This is a genomic window from Caproicibacterium sp. NSD3, assembly GCF_053613275.1.
On sequence record NZ_CM132119.1, the window covers coordinates 1,006,929 to 1,032,813 of the forward strand.

At 43.6% G+C, this 25,885-nt stretch carries 21 protein-coding genes and 2 tRNA genes; 9 read left to right on the top strand and 14 right to left on the bottom strand.

The window, feature by feature from the left end; all coding sequences use genetic code 11:
• Window positions 1-68: 68 nt before the first annotated feature.
• From gatB to pdxR, 6 genes are all read right to left on the bottom strand, one after another.
• Window positions 69-1,487, bottom strand: a complete 1,419-nt coding sequence (gene gatB / locus ACVS9P_RS05015; RefSeq protein WP_452104534.1) for an Asp-tRNA(Asn)/Glu-tRNA(Gln) amidotransferase subunit GatB — start codon at window positions 1,485-1,487, stop codon at window positions 69-71.
• Complete coding sequence (gene gatA, locus ACVS9P_RS05020) at window positions 1,484-2,950, bottom strand: Asp-tRNA(Asn)/Glu-tRNA(Gln) amidotransferase subunit GatA (protein WP_452104535.1); 1,467 nt, start codon at window positions 2,948-2,950, stop codon at window positions 1,484-1,486. The genes gatB and gatA overlap by 4 nt, the downstream gene beginning before the upstream one ends.
• A gap of 11 nt (window positions 2,951-2,961) precedes the next feature.
• Window positions 2,962-3,240, bottom strand: a complete 279-nt coding sequence (gatC, locus tag ACVS9P_RS05025) for an Asp-tRNA(Asn)/Glu-tRNA(Gln) amidotransferase subunit GatC (protein WP_266163245.1) — start codon at window positions 3,238-3,240, stop codon at window positions 2,962-2,964.
• Window positions 3,241-3,367: 127 nt separating this feature from the next.
• Window positions 3,368-3,562 (bottom strand): hypothetical protein, encoded by a 195-nt coding sequence (locus tag ACVS9P_RS05030; RefSeq protein ID WP_452104536.1) that lies wholly within the window; start codon window positions 3,560-3,562, stop codon window positions 3,368-3,370.
• A 21-nt stretch (window positions 3,563-3,583) separates the two neighbouring features.
• Window positions 3,584-5,335, bottom strand: a complete 1,752-nt coding sequence (aspS, locus tag ACVS9P_RS05035; RefSeq protein ID WP_452104537.1) for an aspartate--tRNA ligase — start codon at window positions 5,333-5,335, stop codon at window positions 3,584-3,586.
• A 181-nt stretch (window positions 5,336-5,516) separates the two neighbouring features.
• On the bottom strand, window positions 5,517-6,887 hold the full coding sequence (pdxR, locus tag ACVS9P_RS05040; RefSeq protein ID WP_452104538.1) for a MocR-like pyridoxine biosynthesis transcription factor PdxR: 1,371 nt from the start codon (window positions 6,885-6,887) through the stop codon (window positions 5,517-5,519).
• A gap of 132 nt (window positions 6,888-7,019) precedes the next feature.
• Between pdxR and ACVS9P_RS05045 the strand changes: the two genes are divergently transcribed.
• The gene (locus ACVS9P_RS05045) at window positions 7,020-7,760 is read left to right on the top strand and encodes an ECF transporter S component (RefSeq protein ID WP_452104539.1); all 741 of its coding nucleotides are present in this window, start codon (window positions 7,020-7,022) and stop codon (window positions 7,758-7,760) included.
• Between the two features lie 57 nt (window positions 7,761-7,817).
• On the opposite strand, the gene ACVS9P_RS05050 is transcribed toward ACVS9P_RS05045, so the two are convergent.
• Entirely contained in the window at window positions 7,818-8,792 is a 975-nt protein-coding gene (locus ACVS9P_RS05050) for an RluA family pseudouridine synthase (protein ID WP_452104540.1), read from the bottom strand.
• 176 nt (window positions 8,793-8,968) lie between these two features.
• On the opposite strand from ACVS9P_RS05050, the gene pyrE reads away from it, so the two are divergent.
• From pyrE to ACVS9P_RS05070, 4 genes are all read left to right on the top strand, one after another.
• Window positions 8,969-9,547 (top strand): orotate phosphoribosyltransferase, encoded by a 579-nt coding sequence (gene pyrE, locus ACVS9P_RS05055; RefSeq protein WP_452104541.1) that lies wholly within the window; start codon window positions 8,969-8,971, stop codon window positions 9,545-9,547.
• Window positions 9,544-10,296 carry a JAB domain-containing protein gene (locus tag ACVS9P_RS05060; protein WP_452104542.1) on the top strand — a complete coding sequence of 251 codons (753 nt, stop codon included), beginning with the start codon at window positions 9,544-9,546 and terminating at the stop codon, window positions 10,294-10,296. The genes pyrE and ACVS9P_RS05060 overlap by 4 nt, the downstream gene beginning before the upstream one ends.
• A gap of 154 nt (window positions 10,297-10,450) precedes the next feature.
• Window positions 10,451-10,524: transfer RNA gene (locus ACVS9P_RS05065), tRNA-Gln, on the top strand.
• Between the two features lie 32 nt (window positions 10,525-10,556).
• Window positions 10,557-10,633: transfer RNA gene (locus tag ACVS9P_RS05070), tRNA-Pro, on the top strand.
• A 425-nt stretch (window positions 10,634-11,058) separates the two neighbouring features.
• Here ACVS9P_RS05070 and ACVS9P_RS05075 read toward each other — a convergent pair.
• Window positions 11,059-12,102, bottom strand: a complete 1,044-nt coding sequence (locus ACVS9P_RS05075) for a DUF4238 domain-containing protein (RefSeq protein ID WP_452104543.1) — start codon at window positions 12,100-12,102, stop codon at window positions 11,059-11,061.
• Window positions 12,103-12,631: 529 nt separating this feature from the next.
• Window positions 12,632-13,621 carry a LysR family transcriptional regulator gene (locus tag ACVS9P_RS05080; protein WP_452104544.1) on the bottom strand — a complete coding sequence of 330 codons (990 nt, stop codon included), beginning with the start codon at window positions 13,619-13,621 and terminating at the stop codon, window positions 12,632-12,634.
• Window positions 13,622-13,949: 328 nt separating this feature from the next.
• Between ACVS9P_RS05080 and ACVS9P_RS05085 the strand changes: the two genes are divergently transcribed.
• From ACVS9P_RS05085 to ACVS9P_RS05100, 4 genes are all read left to right on the top strand, one after another.
• A complete protein-coding gene (locus tag ACVS9P_RS05085) occupies window positions 13,950-15,350 on the top strand; it encodes a sodium/glutamate symporter (protein ID WP_452104545.1) in 1,401 nt (466 codons plus the stop codon).
• Window positions 15,351-15,458: 108 nt separating this feature from the next.
• Entirely contained in the window at window positions 15,459-16,628 is a 1,170-nt protein-coding gene (locus tag ACVS9P_RS05090) for a TatD family hydrolase (protein WP_452104546.1), read from the top strand.
• Between the two features lie 152 nt (window positions 16,629-16,780).
• A complete protein-coding gene (locus ACVS9P_RS05095) occupies window positions 16,781-17,806 on the top strand; it encodes a 4-hydroxy-2-oxovalerate aldolase (RefSeq protein ID WP_452104547.1) in 1,026 nt (341 codons plus the stop codon).
• On the top strand, window positions 17,806-18,768 hold the full coding sequence (locus ACVS9P_RS05100; protein ID WP_452104548.1) for a 2-hydroxyacid dehydrogenase: 963 nt from the start codon (window positions 17,806-17,808) through the stop codon (window positions 18,766-18,768). The genes ACVS9P_RS05095 and ACVS9P_RS05100 overlap by 1 nt, the downstream gene beginning before the upstream one ends.
• Window positions 18,769-19,293: 525 nt before the next feature.
• Here the strand turns inward: ACVS9P_RS05100 and ACVS9P_RS05105 are convergent.
• The 5 genes from ACVS9P_RS05105 to ACVS9P_RS05125 form a co-directional block, all read right to left on the bottom strand.
• Complete coding sequence (locus tag ACVS9P_RS05105; RefSeq protein WP_452104549.1) at window positions 19,294-20,991, bottom strand: dihydroxy-acid dehydratase domain-containing protein; 1,698 nt, start codon at window positions 20,989-20,991, stop codon at window positions 19,294-19,296.
• Between the two features lie 31 nt (window positions 20,992-21,022).
• Complete coding sequence (locus ACVS9P_RS05110; protein ID WP_452104550.1) at window positions 21,023-22,447, bottom strand: APC family permease; 1,425 nt, start codon at window positions 22,445-22,447, stop codon at window positions 21,023-21,025.
• Window positions 22,448-22,472: 25 nt separating this feature from the next.
• Window positions 22,473-23,771, bottom strand: coding sequence for an FAD-dependent oxidoreductase (locus ACVS9P_RS05115; RefSeq protein WP_452104551.1), 1,299 nt, complete (start codon window positions 23,769-23,771; stop codon window positions 22,473-22,475).
• A gap of 142 nt (window positions 23,772-23,913) precedes the next feature.
• Complete coding sequence (locus tag ACVS9P_RS05120; protein ID WP_452104552.1) at window positions 23,914-24,825, bottom strand: LysR family transcriptional regulator; 912 nt, start codon at window positions 24,823-24,825, stop codon at window positions 23,914-23,916.
• A gap of 619 nt (window positions 24,826-25,444) precedes the next feature.
• Window positions 25,445-25,879: a hypothetical protein gene (locus tag ACVS9P_RS05125; RefSeq protein ID WP_452104553.1), complete on the bottom strand. Its 435-nt coding sequence runs from the start codon at window positions 25,877-25,879 to the stop codon at window positions 25,445-25,447.
• Window positions 25,880-25,885: the final 6 nt, after the last annotated feature.

Genomic DNA, 25,885 nt, shown 5'->3' on the forward strand with positions numbered 1-25,885 from the left:
AAAAAAGGTTTCCGCCTTCCTGAGATAGGAAGACGGAAACCTTTTTAAGAACGATATCAGAAAATTATTTAATTTTTAAAGAGATCCACCAGAGTCGTTTCTGCTTTTTGGGCATCTGCACGGCCATGGGTTGACTTCATCACAAAGCCAACTAATGCTTTAATTGCTTTTTCTTTGCCGCCGAGATAATCTTTTACAGCGTTTGGATTCTTTTCGATTGCCTCTTTGCAAAGCTTTTGCAGATCTTCATCGCTGATACCGGCAAGATCCTTTTCTGACAAAAAGTCAGCGGCAGGTTTCCCAGTGTCCAACATTTTTTCCAAAGTGGACTTTATAAGGTTCATCCGAATCTTTCCATCGTCCAACAATTTGATCAGTTCATGGAGATGCTTGGGGGTAACATTGATTTCGAAAGCTTCCTTGGCACTGTCGCTTTCCAGACGGCGAAAAATCTGTCCTAAAATACAGGAAGCGAGCGCTTTCTTATTTTGAATTCCCTCAGAAGCCTGATCAAAATATTGCCAGCAGCGACGGTAACGGAGAAGATTTTTGGCATCCGCTTCACTGATTTGATATTCTTCGGTGTAGCGGTGGAATTTATCTTCTTCCGGCTCCGGCAGAAGAGCCTTCAATTCGGCAATCTTTTCTTTTGGAACATGAATCGTAACGAGATCAGGATCACGGAAATAGCGGTAATCCTGTGCATCTTCTTTTCCGCGCATTCCTTCGGTGCAGTCGTTTGTTTCATCGTAGCGGCGAGTTTCCTGTGTAACCTCTTTACCGGCTTCCAGAAGGTCGATCTGCCGTGCAAATTCATATTCTACTGCTTTGGTGATGAAATTGATTGAGTTCATGTTTTTGATTTCGGTACGAGTGCCAAGATTTTTGGCGCCTTTTTCTCTTGTCGAGATATTGACGTCGCATCGCACGGAACCTTCCTGCATTTTGCAGTCGGAGATACCGATGTAGCGCATGATGGACTGAATTTTCTCTACATATTCGCGCACTTCGTCAATCGTACGGAAATCCGGTTCTGTGACGATTTCAATCAAAGGGACACCGCCGCGGTTATAGTCTACATAAGTATTTCCACGGGAATGAACGAGCTTTCCGGCATCTTCTTCAATATGAATACGCAGAATCCGGATTCTGCGTCCGTCAGAAAGATCAAGGTAGCCGTTTTTACAAAGGGGCTGATCGTACTGTGAAATCTGATAAGCTTTTGGCAGATCAGGGTAAACATAGTTTTTACGATCCATTTTGCTTTCTTCTGCAATTTCACAATGGGTGGAAAGACCCGCCATAATGGCATATTCCACAACCTTTTGATTTAGTTTTGGAAGAGTGCCGGGCAACCCAATGCAGATGGGGCAGCAGTGAGTGTTTGGTTCTCCGCCGAACTCGGTGGTACAGCTGCAGAAGATTTTTGTTTTGGTAGCAAGTTCCACATGGGTTTCAAGACCCACAACCAGTTCGTACTGACTCATTTTTTCACCCCCATTTTTACCGGGCAAAATACGGTGTCACGAACAGCTTTTTCATATTGGTGAGCGGCCCGCAAAATCGTTGCCTCCTCAAATTTTCTGCCGATCAGCTGCATTCCAACCGGCATATTGTCTTCGTCTTTTCCGCAGGGAACGCTGATTCCCGGCAATCCGGCAATATTGACCGGTACGGTGCAAATATCCGTGCGGTAATTGTCAACGGCATTTGAGCTGTAATGCTGGGGGAGTGCCGTTACTGGAACAGTGGGGGCAAGAATGATATCACATTTTTGGAAGGCAGATCTAAATGCATCGACGATTTTTCCGCGCAGAATCTGTGCTTTCTTGTAATAGGCGTCATAGTAGCCGGAAGACAACACATAAGTGCCGAGGAGAATCCGGCGCTGAACTTCCGCGCCAAAACCTTCACTGCGAGTTTTGCAGATCATTTCATTAAGATCATTGTAAGACTCAGTCTTATAACCGTAACGGATTCCATCATAGCGGCCGAGATTGGAAGAAGCTTCTGCACAAGCCAAAATGTAATAGACAGGCAGTGCATACTGAAGTTCCGGTAAAGCGAGAGGAACCAGTTCACAGCCAAGCTCCTGATAGGTTTTCTGAGCGTCTTCCAATGCTTTTTGAACACCGGGGCGCAGACCTTCGTAATATTCTTTCGGAATACCGATTTTCATGCCTTTGATGGATTGATTTAAACTTTCAGCACAGGGAGCCCCTTTTCGTCCGCTGCAGGTGCTGTCACGTTCGTCATAAGATGAGATCGCATCAAAGACCAGTGCGGCGTCTTCGGCACAGCCGGCGATCGGCCCAATTTGGTCGAAGGAACTTGCAAATGCGATCAGGCCATAACGAGAGACTGCACCGTAGGTTGGTTTTAACCCGACGACACCGCAGAAAGAAGCAGGCTGCCGGATAGAGCCGCCGGTATCGCTGCCCAATGCGTAAGCGGCGAGATTTGCGCAAACAGCGCTGGCGCCTCCGCCGGAAGAACCACCAGGGACCCGCTTTAAGTTGTGCGGATTCTTGGCGCCGCCGTAGCAGCTTGTTTCACAGGTGGAACCCATTGCAAATTCATCCATATTGGTTTTGCCGAGAAGAATAGCATTTTGTGCTTTTAAAGTTTCCCAGACAGCAGCGTCATAGATTGGGGTGTAACCGCTTAAAATCTTAGAGCAGCAGGTCGTTGGAATCTTGTTGGTGCTGATATTGTCCTTTAAGGTCATCGGTACGCCTTCTAGAGGGGAAAGCGGCTTTCCGGCGGCAATTTTCTGATCCACTCTTTTTGCAGCGGAAAACGCTTCTTCCGGAGTGACAGTCACATAGGAATTTAAGATCTGGTTATCGCGTTCGATTGCGTCCAGATAACTTTTGGTCAGTTCTTCGCAGGAATAGTCCCTGTGGAGGAGCCCTTCCTGAATTTTTCGAATCGTACTGTAAGAATCCATTTGTTTCCTCCTTATGACCGCTTCTTTACGAGAAAACAGCCGTCGTCCTGATCCTGCGCATTTTTCAAAATTTCTTCTTGCGGCAGGCTTTCCTGTATGGTGTCTTCACGAAACACATTAGAAAGACCGTTAATATTATCAAAATCGTTCTGATCTGCGGGAATGGAATTGATGGTATCCGCAAAATCAATGATGGAATTCATTTCTTCCGCAAGATTCTGAAGCTTTTCGGGTGGAATAGAAAGTTTTGCAAGCTTTGCAAGACTCAGCAGTTCTTCATGGCTGACCATAAGGTTCCTCCTTTTGCCGGGTTTAAAAATTGTGCAGTCAAGAGGGGAAAAGGAAATTCCCATGCTGGCTGCACAAATGATTCCGGCGGATTATTTAATATGCGGTTCATCCGCTAATAACGGTTCATTATTTAGATGCGCGTTTTTCCTCGATATGCCGAACAAGCTGCATAACGAATGCGACTAAAGCACAGAGCAGAGCCAGTTTGACTAAGGTGATTGCGAGGTAGCCCAGCCCTTTGATCAGTGTTAAAATCAAAACGCAGGCAACAACAATTACGACTGCAAGAGAAAGAGTCTGTTTAAAGTTTAGATTTCCCATTTTAAATCTCCTTTCAGACAATTACCGCAATTTAATGTGAATCTCCCGCAACTGTTGTTCGGTAACCGTGTTGGGAGAGCCCATCATAACGTCCTGTGCATTGGAATTCATGGGGAATGCAATGACTTCACGAATATTATCTTCACCGGTCAAGAGCATTACCATGCGGTCGATTCCAGGTGCCATTCCGGCATGCGGCGGAGCGCCGTACTGGAACGCATTATAGAGAGAAGAGAATTTATTTTTCAGGTCATCCTCGGTATATCCTGCAATCTCGAAGGCTTTCTTCATGATTTCCAAATCATGGTTACGCACGGCACCGGAAGAAAGTTCTACACCATTGCAGACAATATCATACTGGTAGGCCAGAATGTCCTCCGGGGCTTTATGAAGAAGGTCATCCATACCGCCTTGCGGCATAGAGAAGGGATTGTGAGTGAAGATATATTTTCCGGTTTCCTCGTCAATTTCGTACATTGGAAAATCAACGATATAGCAGAGTTCATAGCGACTTTCGTCGATCAAATGCAAACGTTCGCCGAGCTCTGTGCGAATCTGGCCTGCGAGTTTTGGAGCAAAGTCTTTATCGTCCGCAATAAAGAAGATAACGTCTCCTTTTTTCAGACCGGAACGTTTGATCATTTCTGTACGCTGCTCTTCGGTTAGAAACTTATCGATTGGGCCCTTGAAGGAGCCGTCCTCCATCGCTTCAATATAACCGAGACCTTTCATACCGATGGAAAGAGCAAATTTCAGCATCTGCTCAAAAAAGCTGCGGGACTGTTTGACACAGTCAGAAACTGTGATGGAGCGTACACATTTGCCGCGGAACGGTTTAAAGGCAGTCTCTTTAAAGAGATCGGAGAGGTCAACAATCAAAAGAGGATTGCGCAGATCAGGCTTGTCTGTACCATAGTGCAGCATGCTTTCTTCATAGGGAATCCGCTTAAAAGGAGCAGGAGAGACTGTTTTTCCATCGCCGAATTTGCAGAAAGTAGGATAGAGAACATCCTCAGCTACTTTAAAAACATCTTCCTGAGTGGCAAAAGCCATTTCAAAATCAAGCTGATAAAATTCTCCGGGGGAGCGGTCAGCTCTGGCATCTTCGTCACGGAAGCAGGGAGCAATCTGGAAATACCGGTCAAATCCGGAAACCATCAGAAGCTGCTTAAAAATCTGCGGAGCCTGCGGCAGCGCATAAAATTTTCCTTGATGTTTGCGGCTTGGAATCAAATAATCTCGTGCACCTTCCGGAGAAGAAGCAGAGAGAATGGGGGTCTGCAGTTCCAAAAATCCGAGTTCTGTCATTCGCTGACGGAGATAGGAGATGATTTTACTGCGCAGGACGATGTTGTCATGCACTTTTGGATTGCGCAGATCCAGATAGCGATATTTTAAGCGTACATCTTCTTTTGTGTCGCGGCTCTGAGAAACTTCAAAAGGAAGATTCGGCAGGCATTTTCCGAGAACGGTAAGACTGTCCACTTTGATCTCTACGGTACCGGTTGGAATCTTTGGATTAATGGTATCCTGATCTCGGAGAACTACGGTTCCACCAGCAGTAAGACTGCATTCTTTATTGACTTCCCTAAGCATTGTTTCATCGTGGACAACAATCTGTACAACGCCGCTTTGGTCGCGCAGATCTAAAAATTGAACACCGCCGTGGTCACGAATGTTTTCCACCCATCCGGCAACACGAACCTGTTTTCCAATTTCGGATTCCAGAATTTCGCCGCAAGCGTGAGTGTGGTATTTGTTTTGGCAGATCATCTATTCTTACTCCTCATGCTGATTTATTTGCCTACATATTGTAGCATTTTCTTTTACAAAATATTTCATAGATACTTATTATACTATGAAAAAAATCTTCAATCAAGGTTTTTTCGGGATAACAAGAGGAAAAGGAGCTTCTTTTTGGCTGTTTCTATCTATTAAAAAGAAAAACGTTTAATTATTTGTAAAAAATTTTGTTCCATGCACGCCCCAGTGCTTTTACGGCAGGAACAATTTCTTCTTGTGGGATTCCTGCAAAACTCAAAAGAATCGTTCCGTTCTGCCCGGGAAGAACCCGGACGCTTTCGGCTGCCGCAAGTTCTACAAGACGCGGAACAGAAGGGGCATTTTTTAGCCGGATCACCGCATAGAGTGGGATTTCCTGCAATGAAATATCAGCAAAATCTCCAAACTGTGTTTTTAAAGATTGCTGTAAAAGCTCACTCTTTTGTGCATAAACATTTCTTAGTCGCCGCAGATGACGCTGCATTTGGCCGCTTTTAATATAGTCGGAAAGAGCAAGCTGCTCAATACGGGAAGCAGTTTGATTATAACGCCCTACTCGTTCCAGGTAGGTGGGCAGCAGCGCTGAGGGAAGTACCATGTAACTAATTCGGACGCTGGGGAGCAGAAGCTTTGAAAAAGAACCAAGATAGATGACTTTGCCGCCGTTTCCCATTCCCTGCATTGCACCGATCGGACGGGCACGATAACGCAGTTCTCCATTGTAGTCGTCTTCGATAATTAAGCCATCGGTTTCTTTTGCCCATTGAAGAAGTTCCTGCCGACGCAAAAGGGGAATTGGCTCCCCAGATTGCGGACGGCTGGAGGGGGTCACATATAATAAGCGAACACTGCTTTCATAGAGATCAGAAATTTTCGGGCCGTTTTTATCTGCAGAAAGCTTGATTACACCGATTCCGCAGTCTGAAAAGACCTGCTCGGCTTGTAAAAATCCGGGAGATTCCATGGAGACGGCACCGACTTTTCCCTGCAGAAGTCCGCAGAGCAGATATAAAAGAGGCTGTGTACCTGCGCCGATTACAATTTGTTCGGTATTACAGATCACACCGCGCGCTTCATAGGTGTAGTCGCGCAGAGCTTCCCGCAGCGGTAATTCTCCCTGATGCTCTCCGTAACGAATCAAAACTTCCTGGCGGTTCAGATGATCCCGAATATGTCTGCGCCAAGCTTTAAGATCGGCACAGTCACTGTCCACGGATTCTGCACCAAAATTGTAACGATAAAAAGGGACAGAGGGAGTATCGGAAAGAATGGGCGGCTTTACAGGTTTTTGCCCGCCCGCTGTCAGTACATAATAGCCGCTCTGCGGCTTCGATTCGAGATAACCTTCTACGCAGAGTTGCTGATAAGCAGCTTCGACCGTAGTACGGCTCAGAGAGAGGTCCTCACACAAAACCCGAATAGAAGGGAGCTTTTGTCCCGGACGAAGTGCTCCGTTCGCGGTTGCCTGCTTAATTTGGTCATATAATTGTTGATACAGCGGAACTTTTCCGTTGCGCTTTAATTTCATATTGTCGTAAAACATTTTTTCACCTGCAAACTGTGCATGTCGTTTTTTTAATAATTGTAGCTTTCTGAAAGTACAGTTACCGCATATAATAGTACCATTCTAGTAGGGGAAAGTAAAGAACCAAAACAGGAAATGAGGGAGAACAACATGGAACGACATGCACAAACACAAAAGAAGACTTTAATTGGGTATGTAATGGCGGCTCTATTTGCGATTGGAGCAGCTGTTGCGGGAAGTATGATGCAGATTTGGCTGGCGCTGCCTTTGGGGCTGATCGCGGTATTTTTGCTGATTGCTTCTGTCTCCTTGAGAAATCTTCAATATAATATCACAGGAAAAGACATGACCAGCAATCTTGCATTTACGGGATTGCTTGCGGCGGTTGTTTTGGCTGGCTTTTTCCTCAGCATTAAATTTCCTTTGATGGGTACGAAAGCACAGGTCGGCTTTGGAAATGTCTTTTGTGTTTTGGCAGGCCTTATCCTTGGACCGGTCTACGGAGGATTTGCGGCAGGAATCGGAGGATTCTTTTATGATTTGCTCACCGGTTGGGCAGATTCCAGTCTAGTTACTTTTGCGTTGAAGTTTTTGATGGCATTTATTACAGGACTGATTACATGGGGCGTTCGTGGAGATCGGAAGCCGACTTTAAAACGAATCATTCCGGCGGCGATCGTTGGATCTCTTGCGCAGTGCCTGCTATATTTGGGGCATGGCTGGCTGGAAGCAATCCTTCTTGGAAATCCGGAAGATGCAATTAAATATATTATGGGTGTAAAAGTAGCGGTAACGCTTGTAAATGCAGCGATTGCCGATGTTGTAGCAATTCCGCTTTTTGAGGCGATCCGTTCGGCACTAAAACGGAGCCATTTGGCTTTTAATCGTTAAAAACGTTGTAGCACTAAAAAGGGGCTGATTTTAAATCAGTCCCTTTTTAATATTTTCTTAGAGTTTCTTTCTTTTTTTCCAGCGTTCAAAGTCTTGAAGAAACCAGATTTCCGAAGCTGTAAATTCCTGTCCATTTAAAGAATTCAGAATACCGGCATCTGTTGAAAAATCAAATCGAAGTTTATAGGAATAAAGAGCCTGATAGGGAAGCCCAAACCGTTTGTTGATTGTGTTGGTTCCGTATTTTCCATCTCCAATCAGTGGATGACCGATGCTTGCAAGATGAGCACGAATTTGATGGGTGCGGCCGGTCAGAAGTTCCACTTCCAAAAGCGAAACTTCCGGTGCTTCCTCCAGAACTCGGTAGCGGGTACGAATCATTTTTCCTTCCGAAAGCGGTTTATTACTGATATAAACGCGGTTCTGAGATTCGTTTTTTTGCAGGTATCCTTCTAGAGTATCCTCTTTTTTCTTCATGTGACCATAAACAAGGCATAAATATAGTTTCGTTAATTCCCGATCTTTTACTTTTTGATTCATGATACGCAGTGATTCTGAATTCTTTGCAGCCATTACGATGCCACCGGTATTTCGGTCAATTCGATTAATTAAAGCCGGTGCAAAGGAGTTTTCCCCTCTTGGGTCATATTCACCGGTAGCATAGAGATGATGCTGTACACGGGCAATCAGAGAATCAAAATGATAATGTTCGTCAGGGTGTACGATCAGACCCGGCTTTTTATCGAGCAGCATTAAATTTTGGTCTTCATAAAGAATCTTTAGCTTATCCGGAGCTTTCAGAAAATCAAAAGGCTGTTCGGCTTGCTGGAAAAATTCGTCTTTCAGATACATTTCCAAAACGTCGCCTTCTTTTAGGCGGGTACTGATTTCGCATCGTTTGCGATTGAGTTTAATATCCTTTTTTCGAATACTTTTATAAAGCATGGACTGCGGCAGATTCGGATAAGTTTTGGTCAAGAATTTATCCAGCCGCTGTTCCGCATCATTTTTCTGAATGGTGACACTTTTCATAAAGTTCCTCCTCGATATCGATCGACAGAAATATTTTTGTCGAAATACTCTTTTATCATACCACATGAAAAAAATAAGAAAAAGGATAAAATGAGGAAAAAACTTTTCAAAAGGGAGAAAGTAGGATATAATGAAAAATCAGAAATAGAAAATCGAATAAAGGAGCGTATGAGCGTATGATTACAGAGGCACAGATCACCGAGATATTAAAAGAGACCGGCGCCTTTCTTGAGGGACATTTTCTCTTGTCTTCCGGTAGACATTCTAATGCATACTGCCAGATGGCAAAACTGCAGCAATATCCGGCAAAAGCAGCAGAAGTTTTGGCACCTGTAGCAGAAAAGCTAAAAAAGATGAATGTAGATGTCGTAGTTGGGCCTGCCATGGGCGGCATCGTCTATGCGTATGAAATTGGACGTCAGATCGGAAAACGTGCCATCTTTACCGAGCGTGTCGATAATATCATGACGCTGCGCCGCGGCTTTGAAATTCATGAGGGAGAACGCTGTCTCATCATGGAAGATGTTGTGACGACCGGAAAATCCAGTTTGGAAACGGCAAAAATCATTGAAGATCACGGTGGAGTCGTTTTGGGAATTGCCTGTGTGGTGGATCGTAGTAAAGGGACTTCTCCGTTACCTGTTGTTGCCAGCGCTTTACAGTTGGATCTGCCAAACTGGGCGCCGGAAGGTTGTCCGCTTTGTAAGGAGGGAGCCGGTGAACCTGTTAAACCGGGCAGCCGGAAAATGAAATGACCGGGAAAACACCTCCTAAAAACCCTCATGTAGGTCATCGGGAACGAATGCGGGAGCGGTATCGCAAGGAAGGCATTGAAGGTTTTGCAGAGCATGAAGTACTCGAAATGATGCTCTTTTATTGTGAACGCTGCAGCGATACCAATGCACTTTCTCATCGCCTTTTGGAACGCTTTGGCTCTCTTGCCGGCGTGTTGGATGCTCCGGAGCAGGAACTGCGCAAGGTGAAAGGAATTGGAGAAGTAGCGATTACTTTCTTTAAACAGCTTCCCGATTTTTATCGCTGTTATCAGATTAGTGCTTCCAAGGCGCCAAGAATCTATAATTATGCAGAAGCCGGACGCCTTTTTCTAAATCGTTTTCAAGGTATGAAGGAAGAATGCGTACAGATGATGCTGCTAGACAGCAATCAACGAATGCGTTGGTGCGGAATCTTGACAAAGGGCAGCGTAACTGCATCGGCAATTTATATGAAACCTCTTGTAAAAATGGCTGTGCAGTATGATGCGGTATTTGCAATTCTTGCACATAATCATCCTAGCGGAGCAATTTTGCCCTCAAAAGAGGATTTGCAGGTAACGGAGGCGGTACGCGATGCACTCCGTACAGTGGAAGTAACCCTGGCTGATCATATTATTGTCGCCGGAGATGAATTCTTATCTTTGCATGATGGAGGCTATTTTGATCGCTTGTTTGAAGTTTGTCCTTTGGGAAAAGTAGCGGATTCAAAAGAATCCGATCGATCATAAAAAGGCTTGCTAAATAATGATAGCAAGCCTTTTTTGTTTACTGATTTAAAAGGGGAATTGGTGTAATTGTAATAAAAACGCAAAAAATATCGAGAAACCTCTTGACAATCCCCTAGTATTTGGTATAATAAATATCGCTGTTTCCAGTAAATATTGCGGAATTGTGTAAAGGTAGCACGACAGACTCTGACTCTGTTTGTGAGGGTTCGAATCCTTCTTCCGCAGCCAAAGAGCCCCAGAATTTTTGGGGCTATCTTTTTCGAGGTGTGGCTCAGCTTGGTAGAGCGCTACGTTCGGGACGTAGAGGCCGCTGGTTCGAATCCAGTCACCTCGACCAGATTTTAACAGTCGAAAAACCGCATTGGAAAGCCGATATAAGGCTTTTTGGTGCGGCTTTTCTTATGCCATTTTATAGGGACTAAAACACGAAATTTTGAGCATTTTGGAGCTACTTTGAGAAAAGTGCCAGTAAATATGCCAGTAATTTAAAAACAATTAAAATGGATGGTAAAACGTGAATTATATTCACAATAAAAATTTCACATAGAAAAAGAGTCACCATCAACCGTCCAGAAAGAAGACAGTTGATGGTGATCGTTTTTAATTGGAAAATTTTAAATACAAAGTCAAAAGTGTTCTAATTTGCTCCGTCGACAATATAAAAAAGCATAAAAACATGAATACCAGAGACAAATTGTCAAGAACTTCTTCAACAAAATATAAAGTCTTGCAATGTAAAAATTTTTCGTAGCAAGGCTTTTGTTATATGTTTTTTATGTATAAAGATTGTACTTCGGGCCTTATAAGGTCTCCCGTTTTTGGAAACGTTATTCGCATGGAAGATTTTTTAATTGTTAAGCAAGGCAATAAAAAAGATGAACGAATATTTTCATTGTATGCTTGGATAAGTACAGGCTTGTCTTTTCCCCAGAATTTCACTCTACTATGGTTGTCAGCACTCTTTTTACATCGGCATAGAGTCTTTATGTATTCTTCATTTCCGCCTACACTAAAAAAGACTTGTTCATACGCATTCTTAACTGAAAGTTGATTCAAAATATTAATCGTATGTCCTGAATGGATAAAACACAAGGGACTCTTACCTCTTTTTATATATGTATTTCTATCATACAAGCATAAACATACATCTCCACTTATAGGCAAGAATTTTTGTAATCCCATAGAACGTAATCCAAAATTATTATTATATTTTCGCTTTTGGTAGTATGGATTAATACTAAATATTGGGGCATCTGATGTGATGAATTTTATATTAGATGTGTTATATATAACAAGTAGATCAAGTCCTCCATAAAAGGGTATTGATTTACCGCTTATGCTCAAACTTACGTTGCTTGGATGTCTTTTCAATTCGGGCATAGAACCAAAGTATCGATTATAATTATCTGAAGGCATTTCGCTTCCAACTTTAGTTTCGATAGTTTTTATCATTTTAAACACAGAATCGCCTTGTTGTGCTGTTCGTGCCTCCGTAACAGCAAAGAGTTGAAATATGTCGTATGCTATTTCATCTTTTTCCTTTTCAACCCATTTCATGGTGTCTGCTGGTATATTTTTACCAATAAAAACGTTTAATATTTCATTCCAACGTCCTTCCATATTTGTTAGAGTGTTTTCAATCGAATTATCTTCGTCATAAAAATTATTACGATAGGCAATATCTTTTATCGATGCATTTATAATCAACTTTTGATCTGTAAACCGATATAACCCAATTGATTTTTGATTCTTATCGGAAAAGTTTTTAAGATAAAATTGAGGAACATAGTGTTGTCTTTTTCCCAAATTATATTCTCCTTATCTTTATGTTTTAATAGCACGATATGCTTTTTACAGATTATCAAAATTATTTATCGCGTTAATAATACTCTTAAATACCATAAAATGGAACACTTTGTACGAAAGTTCGTCATGATTCAACATAATTAAAATGGAGTAATTAGACGAATTAACAACAAAGAATCCCCCAGTTGTCCTAATAAAAAGGACGGCTGGGGGATCGCTTTGTGTAGATATTTACTTTTTATCACTGGCGTCATCTGGCACCTGAGAATCGACTTTGCTTTTTAACATCGACACTAGCCGGCCGAGGAATCCAGGAAGCGGGTGCAGTTAGCAGGAGAGTAATAATATACTTTCAGCACGTCAATCTCCTGACCGTTACTATCGTCGTTGATATCATGTCCGGTTACCCCCGGTAGCCAGTCACCGTCGCATACATAGACACGGTAGAAGATTTTCAAAATAAAGCCTCTTTGGAATTTACTGTTGAGTTAGTAATCACATTGACTTAACAGCAATTCTAAAGAGGCTTTTATGTTTGTCTAAAGTTTGCCTGCAGTATATTTGATGAGATTTTTTCAACTTTTCTGGTTGATTCCAGAAATATCCGATGACTAATATCTGCAAAAACTCTGGAGAAATGAGGCAAAGGCGGATCGCTAGGCCATGCAATAACCGGAGTTACAGTGGCATCCTTAAATTGAAATACATAAACCCTTTCCAAACTATGATGATAAAAAGATTGCGGAAGAAAAAGACCAGTTGAAGAAAGAAAAATAACGCCACTGCCAGATACGCACATGTTGAACAACATTTCTGTATCATTGCTCTCAAAAACAGGCTTTGGGATAATATCCTCAATTTCAAAATAGTGATTCGTGATTTTTCGTATGATATTTGTTGGAGGCTGCATGATCAGTGGAAATTTTATTAAATTTTCACAAGAAATTCCTGAAGAGAATTTTTTCAGCATATCAGTTGTTCGGCTTCCAAAACGATTTTTAAAAAGTTCACGATTGATGATGCAGTAAATTTTCTCGGGAATCAGTTTTTCAAGAGAAATGCTGCTTTGATCTAAGATATTCAGGCTGATACATATATCAATTTTTCTATCTTCCAAATAGGATTCCAGTGTAGCAGATGATCCCTCTACAACACGAAGTTCAATATTAGGATAGAATTTCCGATATTCGTTCCAGATTTCTGGGAAAATATATTTCGCGCGAAGACGAGAACAGCCTACGATCAAAGTCCCTGATGCATTTAAGGAAATTTCGGAGAACTCAGAGCGCATCATTCGCTCCATACGAAGTATTCGGGATGAATACTCGACCATACGTTCACCAGCAGGTGTTAACTTTAGTTTAGGTTTACGCTCAAAAAGTTTGACCTGATATTCGTTTTCTAGTTTTTTAATGTGACTGCTCAATGACTGCTGTGTAATAAAGAGCTTTTGTGCGGCAGCCGTAAAGTTCATTTCCTCAGCAGCAATTAAAAAATAAGATAATCCTAGAAAATTCATAAGTCCTCCTTAATCACAATCAAATGACTGTCACCAAGCCATATAAAAATCAGTTTCCAATTAAGACGCTATAATGATATCATAAAGTCAGAAAAAAAGTAGTACAAAAATATCCAAAAATATTCTGAAAATTTATACATATAAAGCAGCAAATGCTTGAGATAAATAATATTGATAGGAGTGGTCAGCCAATGAAAATTATTATCTAGATGAAAATGATTTTTATGATTCAGAAGGGAGGCGTGAAAATTACATAAGAGAAATACGAATTAGAAAATGATGTTTTTCAGTTAAAAGAGTCAACAGTTAATAGAAATGAGGTTAAAAAATGAGCGAAATCAGTACGGTTTTGTCCGACTTGGGAGTTTTAAGTCTTCTTTTGCTTCTTGGAATTTTTCTCAGGAAAAAAATTAAATTTTTTCAGAATGTTTATATTCCAGCATCTCTTTTAGGTGGGATCTGCGGTTTGCTTCTTAGCTCACAAGTCCTTGGACATTTTTTGCCGTTCAGCTTGCCAATCGGATCTACTATTTCAAAATGGCCTGGCGAATTGGTCAATATTGTTTTGGGCGTTTCTTTTTTTGGTACAAAGTCGAATAAAAAATTTGGTAGAACGGCTTTATCAGCCGTAACAGTGGGCGGTATTGTACACCAAACTCAGGTTGTGGTTGGGCTTGTCCTTACTATGATTATGATGATTTTCTATAAGAACCTTCCCCTTGCTTTTGGTCTAACGCCAGTTTATGGCTTCCATGGAGGCCATGGCACAGCGAATGCAGCTGGCGCTGCATTGCAAGCAGCAGGATGGGCCGATGGCGTAGCAGTTGCCAACACAATGGCAACTGCAGGTTTACTGTCTGGTATTATTATCGGAATGGTTGTAATTAACATTGGCGTTCGCCGCGGTTATGCAAAACTGGTGTCTAAGCCACAGGATGTTCCTCAATCTATCAAAGAAGGAATTGTGCCGGTATCTGAAAGAACCCCAATTGGTTTTGGTGCTACTTATAATGACGCACTTGACCCACTAGCTTTTCAGCTGGCTTTCGTAGGTATGATTTTGGTGATGGCGAGGTTGCTTTCTAATGTGTTGATTGCCATTCATCCAATTTTGAGCAATATTCCAATGTTTGCTTGTGCGATGGCCAGTGGAGCTTTCCTTTCTTTTGTGATGAAAAAGCTTGGGCTAAGTCATTACATTGACAGACTGACTATTAATCGAATCTCCGGTGTGGCCTTGGATTTTCTGGTTTGCTCCGCAATTGCCACACTTTCAGTAAAAGTATTTTCGCTTTACTTGGTTCCGTTGGTTGTTACCATTGTCGTTATGATTATTGTTAACCTGATTGTCAACTTTTATTTTGGATGGAAAGTATTTGATGATGACTGGTTTGAACGTACTTTGGGGAGCTATGGCCTCGAGAGCGGTGTCTTGGCGACAGGCTTAATGTTACTTCGCGTTGTTGATCCAAAGTTTGAAACTACCGGGCAAGAATCAGCAGCTGCTTCTGCGGCATTATGCTATCCATGGTCGCTGCCATATATTATGATTATGCCGGCGCTGTGTTTCTCGCTTTCACCATGGATAATCCTTGGCATCAGTGCAGCACTGTTGGTTGTGTTCCTTGTGGTTGCTCGTGTATTTTTCTGGCATTCGGACAGAAAATTTAGCGATATACTGAACGGAAAGAGCTCATCGCCCGTGCAGAATCAAGAGGTATCAAAATAATTGGACAAGATCTTGTATCTGCATTGCGGCAAATGATTTATATATGCTGTGGTGTAGATACAAGTTCTAGAAATATTTTATTTTATAAGAGAAGATGAGGGTGAAAATATGTATGATCTTATTCTCAGAGACGGATATCTGTTGGATCCACAAAATAATTTAAATGGCTGCTGTGGAGATGTAGCCATCAAAGACGGCAAAATCGTCAGAATAGGGAAAATCGACGGCGAATCCCTTCAGAAATTAGATCTTTGCGGTTTAACAGTTACTCCGGGGCTTATTGATTTTCATGCGCATTTTTATAGTGGTGGAACCAACACCGCGCTGGAATTTTATCGCTATCTTTCTAGCGGCGTGACAAATGCTGTTGATGCGGGAAGCGCAGGGGATTCAAATATCGAGAGCTTTATACATTTATTGTCTGAAAAAGAACGAAGGAATGTAAGACTGTATCTCAATCTTTCTTCGGAAGGCCTTAGTTGTCTCGGTGATCACGATGAAAATATTAATCCTCAATTTTTTAACGAAGAAAAAATTCTTAGAATATGTCGAGATTATTCGGGCCTAATTATCGGACTAAAACTTAGAATCAGTGCGGAGATTGCAGAAAGAAGTCAAACAACCAGCTTTGAATCTCTTCGTCGTGGTATTAAAATCGCCAACAAATGTAACCTCCCAATTTCCGTTCACATTCCTGATTTTCAGGGGGATCTAAAGGAATTAATTGATATTCTCCGTCCAGGAGATATATTCTGCCATGTCTTTACCCCTAAAAAAGGGATCCTTGAGAACGGACAAGTTTCACAAGAAATAAAAAGGGCGGTAAAGAAAGGGATTATCCTTGAGTCAGCTTGTGGAAAAGGCCATTTTGGACACGACTGTGCAAAGGCAGCTCTAAACTTGGGAATTGAACCGAATATTATTTCCGGGGATTTTACAAGGAAAACTTATAATTACGAACCAGCGGGGTCGTTACCATACCTAATGTCGCGCTTTTTGGCACTCGGACTACCGTTTGAAAAGGTCCTTGCCTGCTGTACTTCAACGCCAGCTAGAAAAATGGGAATGAAAGGAAGTATTGGATGCCTAAAAGAAGGAGCACGCGCAAATATTGCCGCTTTCTACCGACAACCGGGGAATTTTGAATTCACCGATGTGTGTGGTAGCACAACAGTGGGACATGAACTACTCGTTCCAATGATTACTGTTTTTGAAGGTGAGCTAGTTTACCGAGACTTTAGTACCATGCGTTGTGCAAGACTTAAAAAAGGCAACTAATTTTAGGCGAAAATTTTGAATGGAAAACTACGAAAATCGCTTTGAAAAAGCGGTATTTGGCAATGTAAACGAAATCGAAACTCTATTGATTAAAAAAGGATTTAAAAATTTTCAAAACCTTTTTTAATCAATTGTAGAATAAGGAGAAAAAAATGAACGTAAAGCTGATGGATTGTACATTAAGAGATGGGGCAAATGTCGTAGGCAAAGGATTTGACGCAGAGATCACAGATATGGTTTTGGATGGATTGACATCCTGTGGTGTTCCAATCATCGAGTTCGGCAATGCCGGTGGTATTGGAGCTTATGAGGTCGCTGGCTTTACCAATGCGCTAACTGATGTGGAATATTTGGATATTGCAGATAAGTATCTGAAACGTGGATCTGAATTAGGGATGTTCCTTAATGCAAAAAGATATCGGGAAAAAAATGTAGATCTTGCAAAAGAGAGAGGATTATCATTTTTAAGAGTAGGCGCTGATGCTGGAGAACTGGAGATTTCAATTGATCCGATTCGGGCAATCAAACGGAGAAATCTGAAAGCGTTTTATTCTTTTATGAAAGCATATATTTTAAGTCCGGAGGAACTCGCTGAGGAAGCGAAAGCATTGGAGGAGGCAGGATTGGATGAAATTACGATCATGGACTCTGCAGGAACCATGCTTCCCGATCAGGTGGCTAAGTATACAGAGAAACTGGTAAAAGCTGTTTCCATACCGGTAGCATTTCATTGTCACAATAATCTTGGACTTTCCGCCGCAAACGCAATTGCGGCATACGAGAATGGTGCTGCAATTCTTGATTGCGGATTGATGGGGATGGCAAGAAGTGCCGGAAACCTTGCAACAGAAGTGTGTGTAGGTATGATGCAGAGATATGGTCAAATGAAAGAGATTGATCTATATAGGATGCTCAATTTTATTGATACGAGATTGCAGCCAGCTATGGAAAAGCACAGTTATCATAATCCGATTACGCCACTCGATCTGACTTTGGGAATTTCGGGATGCCATTCAAGCTTTGTAAAAAAGTTTAAAGCGATTGCGGAAGAAAAGAAAATCAATCTGTTTCACCTGATTGTTGAAGTATCTGCAGTAAATCAAAAAAATCCGTCAGATGAATTGATCCGTGATACAGCAGACAGACTGGCACAAGAAAATTTGGGAGGTGTGCTGTAATGAAAGTTGTTCTTGCGGGAAAATATCCAACAGGCACATATGATAAAATAAAAAAAATGCTGCCGCAGGAAACATTCGACGTTATTGAAGTGAATACTGAGGAAACCTATCATTCGATGACCGATGCGGAAATTATCATTCTTAGAATCTTTAAAGCTCCGAGAGCGGTAATCGAACGAAATACCAACCTTAAAATGATACTTCGCTGGGGTGCAGGCTTTGATTCAGTGGATATTGAGGCGGCAGGAGAGCATGGTGTACTTGTCACGAATACTCCAGGGGCAAATGCAGGCGCTGTTTCAGAACTAGCAACCCTTCTTATGCTGGCAGTTGGCAGAAAACTACTTTGCCACGAAGACAGTCTGCGAAAGGGTGAGTGGACAAAGAATACATTTCTCAACAGCTCATTTACTTTGAATAATAAAACAGTAGGAATTATTGGAGCAGGTAATATTGGTCGCCAGGTAGCAAGAAAGGTTCAGGCGTTTGGTGCATCTACACAATACTATGATTTATACAGATTGAAGCCTGAGATGGAAAGGGAATATAATCTGACATATAAACCATTGGAAGAGATTATCAAGAGCTCAGATATTATAACACTTCATATTCCGTTGACAGAAGAGAACCATCATATTATTGGAAAGACAGAAATTGCAATGATGAAAAATGGTGCAATCATAATTAACACCGCAAGAGGCGGATTGGTAGATGATCAGGCATTGGTAGAAGCGGTGAATAGTGGAAAACTTGCAGGTATAGGTCTTGATGTGGTGGAAAATGAACCGCTTCTGGCTAATGACCCACTACTCTGTAATCCAAACATTATTGTCACCCCACATATCGGAGGAGGAACTGCAGATATTGGTGATGTGATTATTCCGATGTTGGTGAAGGACATCACGGATTATGTAGCGGGGGCAAAGGTAATACATGTAGTGAACAAAAAGTACTTGAGATGAGAATATTGACTTAGCTGCCTATTATAAACATTCAGTTTCTTCGCTGAGGAGAAAAGTCCTTTTATTGCAATTTGGCGTAGCCACTTCGAGTAGCAATTTAGTAATGCGCCATGTTTCGTATAGAAATTTTGAATGGGGGTTTGATTCCCCTCTCCTGCTCCAAAGAAAAGAAGCCCAAAGAATGCTGAAAAATCCAGTGCTCATGCGGTTTTTCTTTAACTTATTATTCTTTTAATTATTCGCCCAATGTCCACTCTTTATAAGTAAAAATTAATCATGAATGGACACGGAATGGTTACTCTTTCAGCCATAACAGGTTCAGCGCATTACCGGTTTTTCCGTTTTCGCTAACTTCAAGCTCCGCTACGTAAATACAGCGTCTGCGCTTTATTATAAGAGTATTTTCACAGAATGTGGCGCCCCGGAAATCTACTGATTTCCGGGGCGCCAGTTGATATCATCAATCTCGGCTCAGTTCGACGCGAGCCAATAGGAATTTATTTCATACCGCATGGGCAAATGGAATTATGATTGGTGGAAATCTTTTGCTTTCAACGGCTCTCTATTCGTTCCATCAGTAGTACCGCCTTCGGTCAGTGGCGTGGCGCGCTCCTGAATGATTTTCAGCCAGCCCTCTTCGCCGCATTTGTAATAGTTCGGAGCGGTTTCCCGGCGCCTGGTCAGTTCCTCGTTGGAAACATCCACTTGCAAAAGCCGTTTGGATGCATCAATGGTAATCATGTCACCATCCTGAATCAGGCCAATCACGCCGCCGGCAGCGGCCTCCGGTGTCACATCGGTGACCATCAGTGCTGCATTACAGAGACCAGAGGCATTTCCATCGGTAATCATGGCCACATCACCGCTGAGACCCTTACCGTCCACCGCGAACAGGGAGTACCGCGGACCACCCATACCGGGTGTGCCGGTGATGCCCAGACCGCGAATTACAATCACATCACCTTTGCCGATGGCATCTTGATTCAGAGCTTCAGTGACCTGTGCAGCATTGGCGAAGACTTTTGCAGGGCCGCGGAAGTAACCGGTTTTAATAGTATCGTCAATCTGCAGTTTCATAAGACCAGCATCGCACATATTACCCCGGAGGATTACCATGCTCGGACGGGTATTCAGCGGACGATCCAGCGGGCGAATGATCTCCTCATCCCGGACCACAACATCCTTCAGATTCTTTGTCACACTCTTCCCGTTGACATTGATGGCTTCGCCGTCCAGCTTACTTTCCAACTGTTTCATCAGTGCCAGCGTGCCACCGGCGGCATCAAAGTCGTCAATGAAGTGGCTGCCGTTGGGTCGGATGCCGGTAAGCAGAGGAATCTTGCCGGCGAATTCGTCAAACATTTTGAAGACGTCCACATCGCTATGGGCTGCATGGGCTATAGCCTGGATGTGTTTCATAGCGTTCAGTGAGCCGCTAACAGCAAGCACTACCTTGACGCAATTGGCGAACGCAGCCGGTGTAAGGATGTCCCTGGGTTTGAGATCTTCATTCACCATTTCCACAATTCGTCGGCTGGCTGTGCGGACAGTGTCCCACATGGCCGGACTGTTAGCCAGGACCGGTGTGGAACCCGGCAGGCAGAAGCCGAGAGCCTCGCAAGCCACATGCATAGTGTTGGCAGTACCGATTCCTTGGCAGACTCCGGGACCCTTGATGGCTGCCCGGATCATCTCCTCCATCTCCTCGTCAGTGACCTTCCCTACCGATTTCCGGCCAGCCTGGATAAACAAGTCCTCAATATCGAAGTGCTTACCCTTATAGGTGCCGCAGGGCTGATAACCGCAAGCGATAACAATGGTAGGAACGTTGCATCGGGCAGCGGCCATTAGCTGGCCAGGCAGGGTCTTGTCACACGAAGCCAGACAAATTATACCATCCAGATTCATGCCCTCCACAGATGCCTCTACATCGTAGGAGATTAGGTCCCGACTGCCTAAAATATAACCATTTTCATGGCCAGTGTAGAGAAAGTCTACCGGGGCTGTGGTGCGCACCTCAAAGGGCAGACCACCGGCCTTTTCCACCTCCTGGGCTGTCACTTTGGCAATCTTGTCAAGGTGGCTGAAGCAGACCGCATAGTTGGAGGAGGAGTTGACTATGGCAATCTTCGGCTTTAAAAGGTCCTCCTCTGACTTCCCCAGAGCGTACCACATGGCTTTTCGAACCGGAATGTTATAGCGATTGCTACGATATTCTTTCATAAAATATCATCCTTTCCAGTATTTAAATTATTCAATGGGACTCGGTGTTTTCAACAGCAGCATCCTGAACAGCGGCCGGGCTAGGCCACACAGATGTGACAATATGTAACTTTTTATTTTTGATGAGGTGGTTACTGACCAGAATCACTACAATAACGAAAATTATTGCAATTAGCAGGCAGATGGGGCTGATCTTGATAGCCGCTTTGATGAACACGATGGTGTAGGCGATAGCACTCAAGGTGCAGATCACATACATGGCTGGCTTATTCAGGTGGAATAGATTTTGCTTAAAGGCATCCGGATACCGGGATGGAATTCGGAAGGCACAGTAAATCACAGTCATATAGGTGAAATAAGACAGAAACTGATAGATGTTAGTAATCATCACAATATTCAGCCCTAACAAATTGGGAATAAGCAGAATAGCAGCGTAGACCAGATAGATAATCCAAGGCATACCATAGCGGTTGTGCTTCATCAAGGACTTGGGAAACCACCCGTCGATGGTTGCCTGTTCAAAGCCATAGCGCAAGTTATTGAACATTGGATTAATGGTAGTGATAATGGCCATCAGTGGGCCGCCGATGAAGAAGAGAATATAGAGGATGTTTGGCAGCAGATGCTGGGCTGCCGGCAGGATTGTGGAGGAACCGGACACCTCCTCGAAAGGCAATACACCGGAAGAAACCATGGCCAGACCGCAGTAGACCATGATGATGCAGGGAATCGTCAGTAGCATAGCCTTGGGAATATCGCAGGTAGCCCGTCTGGCATCTTTGCCGTAATAGATTGTTGTATAGTACGCCTGACATGAGGTTACCAGCAGCAGTACTGCCTGGACAAAGCCAGAGCTTCCACCAGAAAACATATTCTTTCCACTGAAATCGAACAGCGGCTGATTGATATGGAGTAGGCCCCAGACAATATACAACGACATCGTAATCAGCAGTAACGTAGCCATGGTCTTGCTGATTCGGTCAAACAGTTTTAGGCCGAAGAGGTTAATAATCAGTAGAGCGATGATGCAGGCGATGGTGTATTGCTGGGCGGTGAACTGCGGGAATATCTGATGGAGATACATACCAAGTGCCTGGCAGAAGCCACTGTAGAGGACTGGTGTGAAAAATGTGGCATATACGATGACACCGCCGAACCGCGGCCCCAGAATGTCCGAGGCCAGCGAGTAAAATGCGCCGCCGACACGAACACAGCTTGAGGTGACAACGATTGGAAGTGTCATCACAATGCCCATTAGGATTGCTACCAAATAGGCCAGCCACACGGAGTAGCCGGTATAGCTCATGGCAGGCCCAATTAGTGTGACCAAGCCCGAGCCCACCACACAGCCCAGCGACACCGAAAATAAGCCGGTCAGCGTTAAGGGACCGGGCTTCGGTTCTGGCACCTTGGTGATAATTTCGTCAAATCGATACAATTTCCTTTTGTCAGCCATAAAGAAAACTCCTTTTCAAATCTTCTCAATTCTGCAGGTTGGGAGCCAACTGCTGCTGCAGCTTGGCAACATCAATCTGGTGGACACTGTTGCTCCCTGCCAGGGCCAGTGCATATGCCGCTGCAGTTCCGGTGGCCGCACAGGGCCCCATTACGCGAACACTGGACAGCGCCGCTGTGTCTGCGTCAATGCACCGACCCGCCGCCGCGTAATTGTCCAATTCTGGTGAGAGTAGCGATGAGAGGGGAATATAGTGAATGTGGTCTTCAGAAAAGGTGTGCCAAATATATCCCTCACTCTCATTATGTAGCTCAATGGGCCACGCACATCGGGCAATACGATCAGAAAACACTGTCCCTTCCAGGACTTCCCGGGTGCTCAGCCGATGCACTGCCGCAACCGATCGGGTTTGTCGGATGCCGGTCTCCCCATACTTGATAATCTCCGCATGACCGAAGTTCTTGGGAAATTCTTTTTTTAGAAATGCTGCCACTTGATCGCTCATATCCTTTCCGGTAAGAGTGATCTCTGATGCAGCCACCGGATCCATGGGCGTGGGAATATGGGTCATGTTGACCGAGAGCATCCCACCGTGTACCGGAATATAAAAGAAGACACCTTTGAGCCGCTCCAATCCGTATTTTCTACCTACCTCAGCAGCGCGACGATTGATTTCCACCGTTGTCGGCAGATCGACGCAGTCGATGCCTCCCATCAGAAACACCTGAGAGCCCAAAACATCGGTGGTGCTCTCTTGGCAGGGAATATCAGCAGCCCAGGCCAGCGCTGCATCACCGCTGGCATCCACAAAGGACTCTGCCCGGACACAAACCGAACCATATCGACTGAGAAACTGCACTTCTGTCAGCCGTCGGCCCTTTCGGTGAACACTGTTGACGAGACTCCCCAGCAGCACCTGCACGCCCAGCGCCTGCATTCTTCGTTCAGCCCAGCGCAGGAAGCACAGGTCGTAATAGGGAACTACGATGGTTTGAGAAGAATAGCGGGGGAATGCACCGCCCTGTTCTTTGAGCTCAGCAAACATATCCTCCGCAAAAATGCGCGTCAGCGGACGGCAGCTGTCCCAGTCCGGCCCGCTTGAATAAAAGCCGCAGAATGACCCAATGTTGGCGTTGTATGTCAGTCCACCCAGTTGAGATGCTCCATCAGCCAACACCACACGACGCCCCATTGATGCAGAGGCCAGCGCCGCATAGATCCCCGCGATACCACTGCCGACAATACAGATGTCAGCCTCCAACACAGCCCGGGGCTTATCTCGGCAGCGGCGGACTTCACGCTGTTCAGACTCCAGATAGGTCATATTTCATCACCTCCAAAATTCAGTTAAGCAATATTGCTCTTTTTATTATAATTGCAAGGACTTATTTTGTGAAATATAAATAAATTGATGCGGTAATTCCTGCAAGGAATTACCGCATCAATTTGATGAATAGAAAAAGCGCTTATTCTACGCTGACATTGAGACGTTTCATGTGACGGATGACCTGCTGGAATGCCCAAAGACTGGGATTTTTCTGGTCAGTGGACCATACTACATCGATGCCACTATCGCTACATCTCCCATAGGTGGGTACATTGAGCAAATCTTCCTCTCGGGTGATTCGAAAGCTGGGGCCAGCCAATGTGACGCCATACCCAAGATAGACCTGAGAGATGATTGTGTCCCAGGAGGCCACATAGCGGATATCTCCAGGTAGAAACCCGTAATTTTTCCGAAAGACATTGGGGCGATGGCTGTAATCATAGCGGCTATGTGTCTGGAGGAATACGGTGGTTCCGTTGAAGTCCTGGGGCCGCAGATTCAAAAACTCCTCTCGGTTAGGAAACATCTTCCGGCTGAAATAGATGAGGGTCTTGCCTCTTGAAATGGGATAACGCACCAAAGAGCATCCTTTGACAGTATCAAAGCTACGAATCAAAATAGCATTGACCTGCTTGCAGTAGAAAGCATCCAGTAGCTCCTCTAGCGGAAAGGACACAATATCTAATTTGCAACCGGGACAGGCTTGGACGAAGTCATCAAACAGGCTAGGGGCAATGCGCTTTATGTCAAGAAACGGAAGTACTGCCAGCCTGAACTGAACCTGAGACTCGGTGGCCATAGCCTGAGCGCACTCCACTGCCTTGTCCATCTGCCGTTGTAGCGTACTGACCTGTTCTGCCAGAAACGCACCGGCTGGTGTCAATGCCACCGAATGGTGATCTCGCCGGAACAGCTGTAGTTGAAGCTCCTGCTCCAGCATCTGTATCTGCTTGCTGATTGCGGACTGAGAAACAAATACCTCCTGTGCTGCCTGAGTGTAATTCAGGGTTTTAGCCACAGCAAGGAAACATCGAAGCTGTTGAATGGTCATAAGGGCCTCCTATTCTTCATAATGTGAAGACTTTAATCATCATATTCTACCATATAATTTGCCAAGACACCATTACATTCGGATTATTTTCACTGCAAAATAAGATCAATCTCTCGGTTACCAGAATGAACCGAAGCAGTAAGACTTGACAATAAGGAAACTCTAAATCCACCTTGATATAGGATGATAACTACAGTAAGGAGGAATCATCATACCCAAAAGGATGTATAATGCGCATTGTTCAACGCTTGAGGAATAAAAAGATGAAAGATGGCACAGTATCAACAAGGAGTTCTGTGCCATCAACTGCTTGCTTTATTTCAGAATTTAATAATTCGAATCCAGTCACCTCGACCAGATTTTAAGAGGCGAAAAGCCGCATCAGAAGGCCCAATATAGGCTTTTTGATGCGGTTTTTCTTATGCCGTCCTTTAATGAAGGAACACACAAAATAATGATAAATTTTAAAAATGTGCAAGTTAAAATATGTTTTGTGTTACGCTGTCAATGAAAATGTATCCACATTGATTTAAATAAAGAATAAGCTCACTCAGAAAAATTCTCAGTGAGCTTATTCTTTATCAATTTATTAACTGATAATCTAAAAAGTAGTGGTGTTTTAGCTATGCTTTTCGTAATGAATGTTAACAAGCAGCGCAATAATAAATAATATACAAAGCACAACACATAAAGTCAGTGAAATAATAAGAAAAATCTGTACTTTAAATACTCCATACAAAGCTAAGCAGATAAAACAACCTGCGCATAGAATGTAATTCAATAATTTTAGTGCCAATCGACTGCTTTTCATCGTTATGTAGATATCCCGTTCATCAGTACTGTCTGCAAGATGCTCCAAAACTCCTTTTCGTGAAAAGGCAACGGAATAGTTTACCGTGGCCAGAACAATTAGAAAAATTCCAGTAATCAAAAAGCGCCATTCGAATTTTATGAACAACCCTGCCAAACAAACGATGGCCAGAATTGTACTTATACAGGCATATACAAAGTTACTTTGACTTTTTATCTTCGGCAGATCTTTTTTTTCAGGCATAAAATT

What these genes read in the sequence shown, in the direction of transcription:
- gatB (WP_452104534.1), bottom strand. Translation starts at nt 1,487, where the DNA reads ATGAGTCAGTACGAACTGGTTGTGGGTCTTGAAACCCATGTGGAACTT.
- gatA (WP_452104535.1), bottom strand. Translation starts at nt 2,950, where the DNA reads ATGGATTCTTACAGTACGATTCGAAAAATTCAGGAAGGGCTCCTCCAC.
- gatC (WP_266163245.1), bottom strand. Translation starts at nt 3,240, where the DNA reads ATGGTCAGCCATGAAGAACTGCTGAGTCTTGCAAAGCTTGCAAAACTT.
- ACVS9P_RS05030 (WP_452104536.1), bottom strand. Translation starts at nt 3,562, where the DNA reads ATGGGAAATCTAAACTTTAAACAGACTCTTTCTCTTGCAGTCGTAATT.
- aspS (WP_452104537.1), bottom strand. Translation starts at nt 5,335, where the DNA reads ATGATCTGCCAAAACAAATACCACACTCACGCTTGCGGCGAAATTCTG.
- pdxR (WP_452104538.1), bottom strand. Translation starts at nt 6,887, where the DNA reads ATGTTTTACGACAATATGAAATTAAAGCGCAACGGAAAAGTTCCGCTG.
- ACVS9P_RS05045 (WP_452104539.1), top strand. Translation starts at nt 7,020, where the DNA reads ATGGAACGACATGCACAAACACAAAAGAAGACTTTAATTGGGTATGTA.
- ACVS9P_RS05050 (WP_452104540.1), bottom strand. Translation starts at nt 8,792, where the DNA reads ATGAAAAGTGTCACCATTCAGAAAAATGATGCGGAACAGCGGCTGGAT.
- pyrE (WP_452104541.1), top strand. Translation starts at nt 8,969, where the DNA reads ATGATTACAGAGGCACAGATCACCGAGATATTAAAAGAGACCGGCGCC.
- ACVS9P_RS05060 (WP_452104542.1), top strand. Translation starts at nt 9,544, where the DNA reads ATGACCGGGAAAACACCTCCTAAAAACCCTCATGTAGGTCATCGGGAA.
- ACVS9P_RS05080 (WP_452104544.1), bottom strand. Translation starts at nt 13,621, where the DNA reads ATGAATTTTCTAGGATTATCTTATTTTTTAATTGCTGCTGAGGAAATG.
- ACVS9P_RS05085 (WP_452104545.1), top strand. Translation starts at nt 13,950, where the DNA reads ATGAGCGAAATCAGTACGGTTTTGTCCGACTTGGGAGTTTTAAGTCTT.
- ACVS9P_RS05090 (WP_452104546.1), top strand. Translation starts at nt 15,459, where the DNA reads ATGTATGATCTTATTCTCAGAGACGGATATCTGTTGGATCCACAAAAT.
- ACVS9P_RS05095 (WP_452104547.1), top strand. Translation starts at nt 16,781, where the DNA reads ATGAACGTAAAGCTGATGGATTGTACATTAAGAGATGGGGCAAATGTC.
- ACVS9P_RS05100 (WP_452104548.1), top strand. Translation starts at nt 17,806, where the DNA reads ATGAAAGTTGTTCTTGCGGGAAAATATCCAACAGGCACATATGATAAA.
- ACVS9P_RS05105 (WP_452104549.1), bottom strand. Translation starts at nt 20,991, where the DNA reads ATGAAAGAATATCGTAGCAATCGCTATAACATTCCGGTTCGAAAAGCC.
- ACVS9P_RS05110 (WP_452104550.1), bottom strand. Translation starts at nt 22,447, where the DNA reads ATGGCTGACAAAAGGAAATTGTATCGATTTGACGAAATTATCACCAAG.
- ACVS9P_RS05115 (WP_452104551.1), bottom strand. Translation starts at nt 23,771, where the DNA reads ATGACCTATCTGGAGTCTGAACAGCGTGAAGTCCGCCGCTGCCGAGAT.
- ACVS9P_RS05120 (WP_452104552.1), bottom strand. Translation starts at nt 24,825, where the DNA reads ATGACCATTCAACAGCTTCGATGTTTCCTTGCTGTGGCTAAAACCCTG.
- ACVS9P_RS05125 (WP_452104553.1), bottom strand. Translation starts at nt 25,879, where the DNA reads ATGCCTGAAAAAAAAGATCTGCCGAAGATAAAAAGTCAAAGTAACTTT.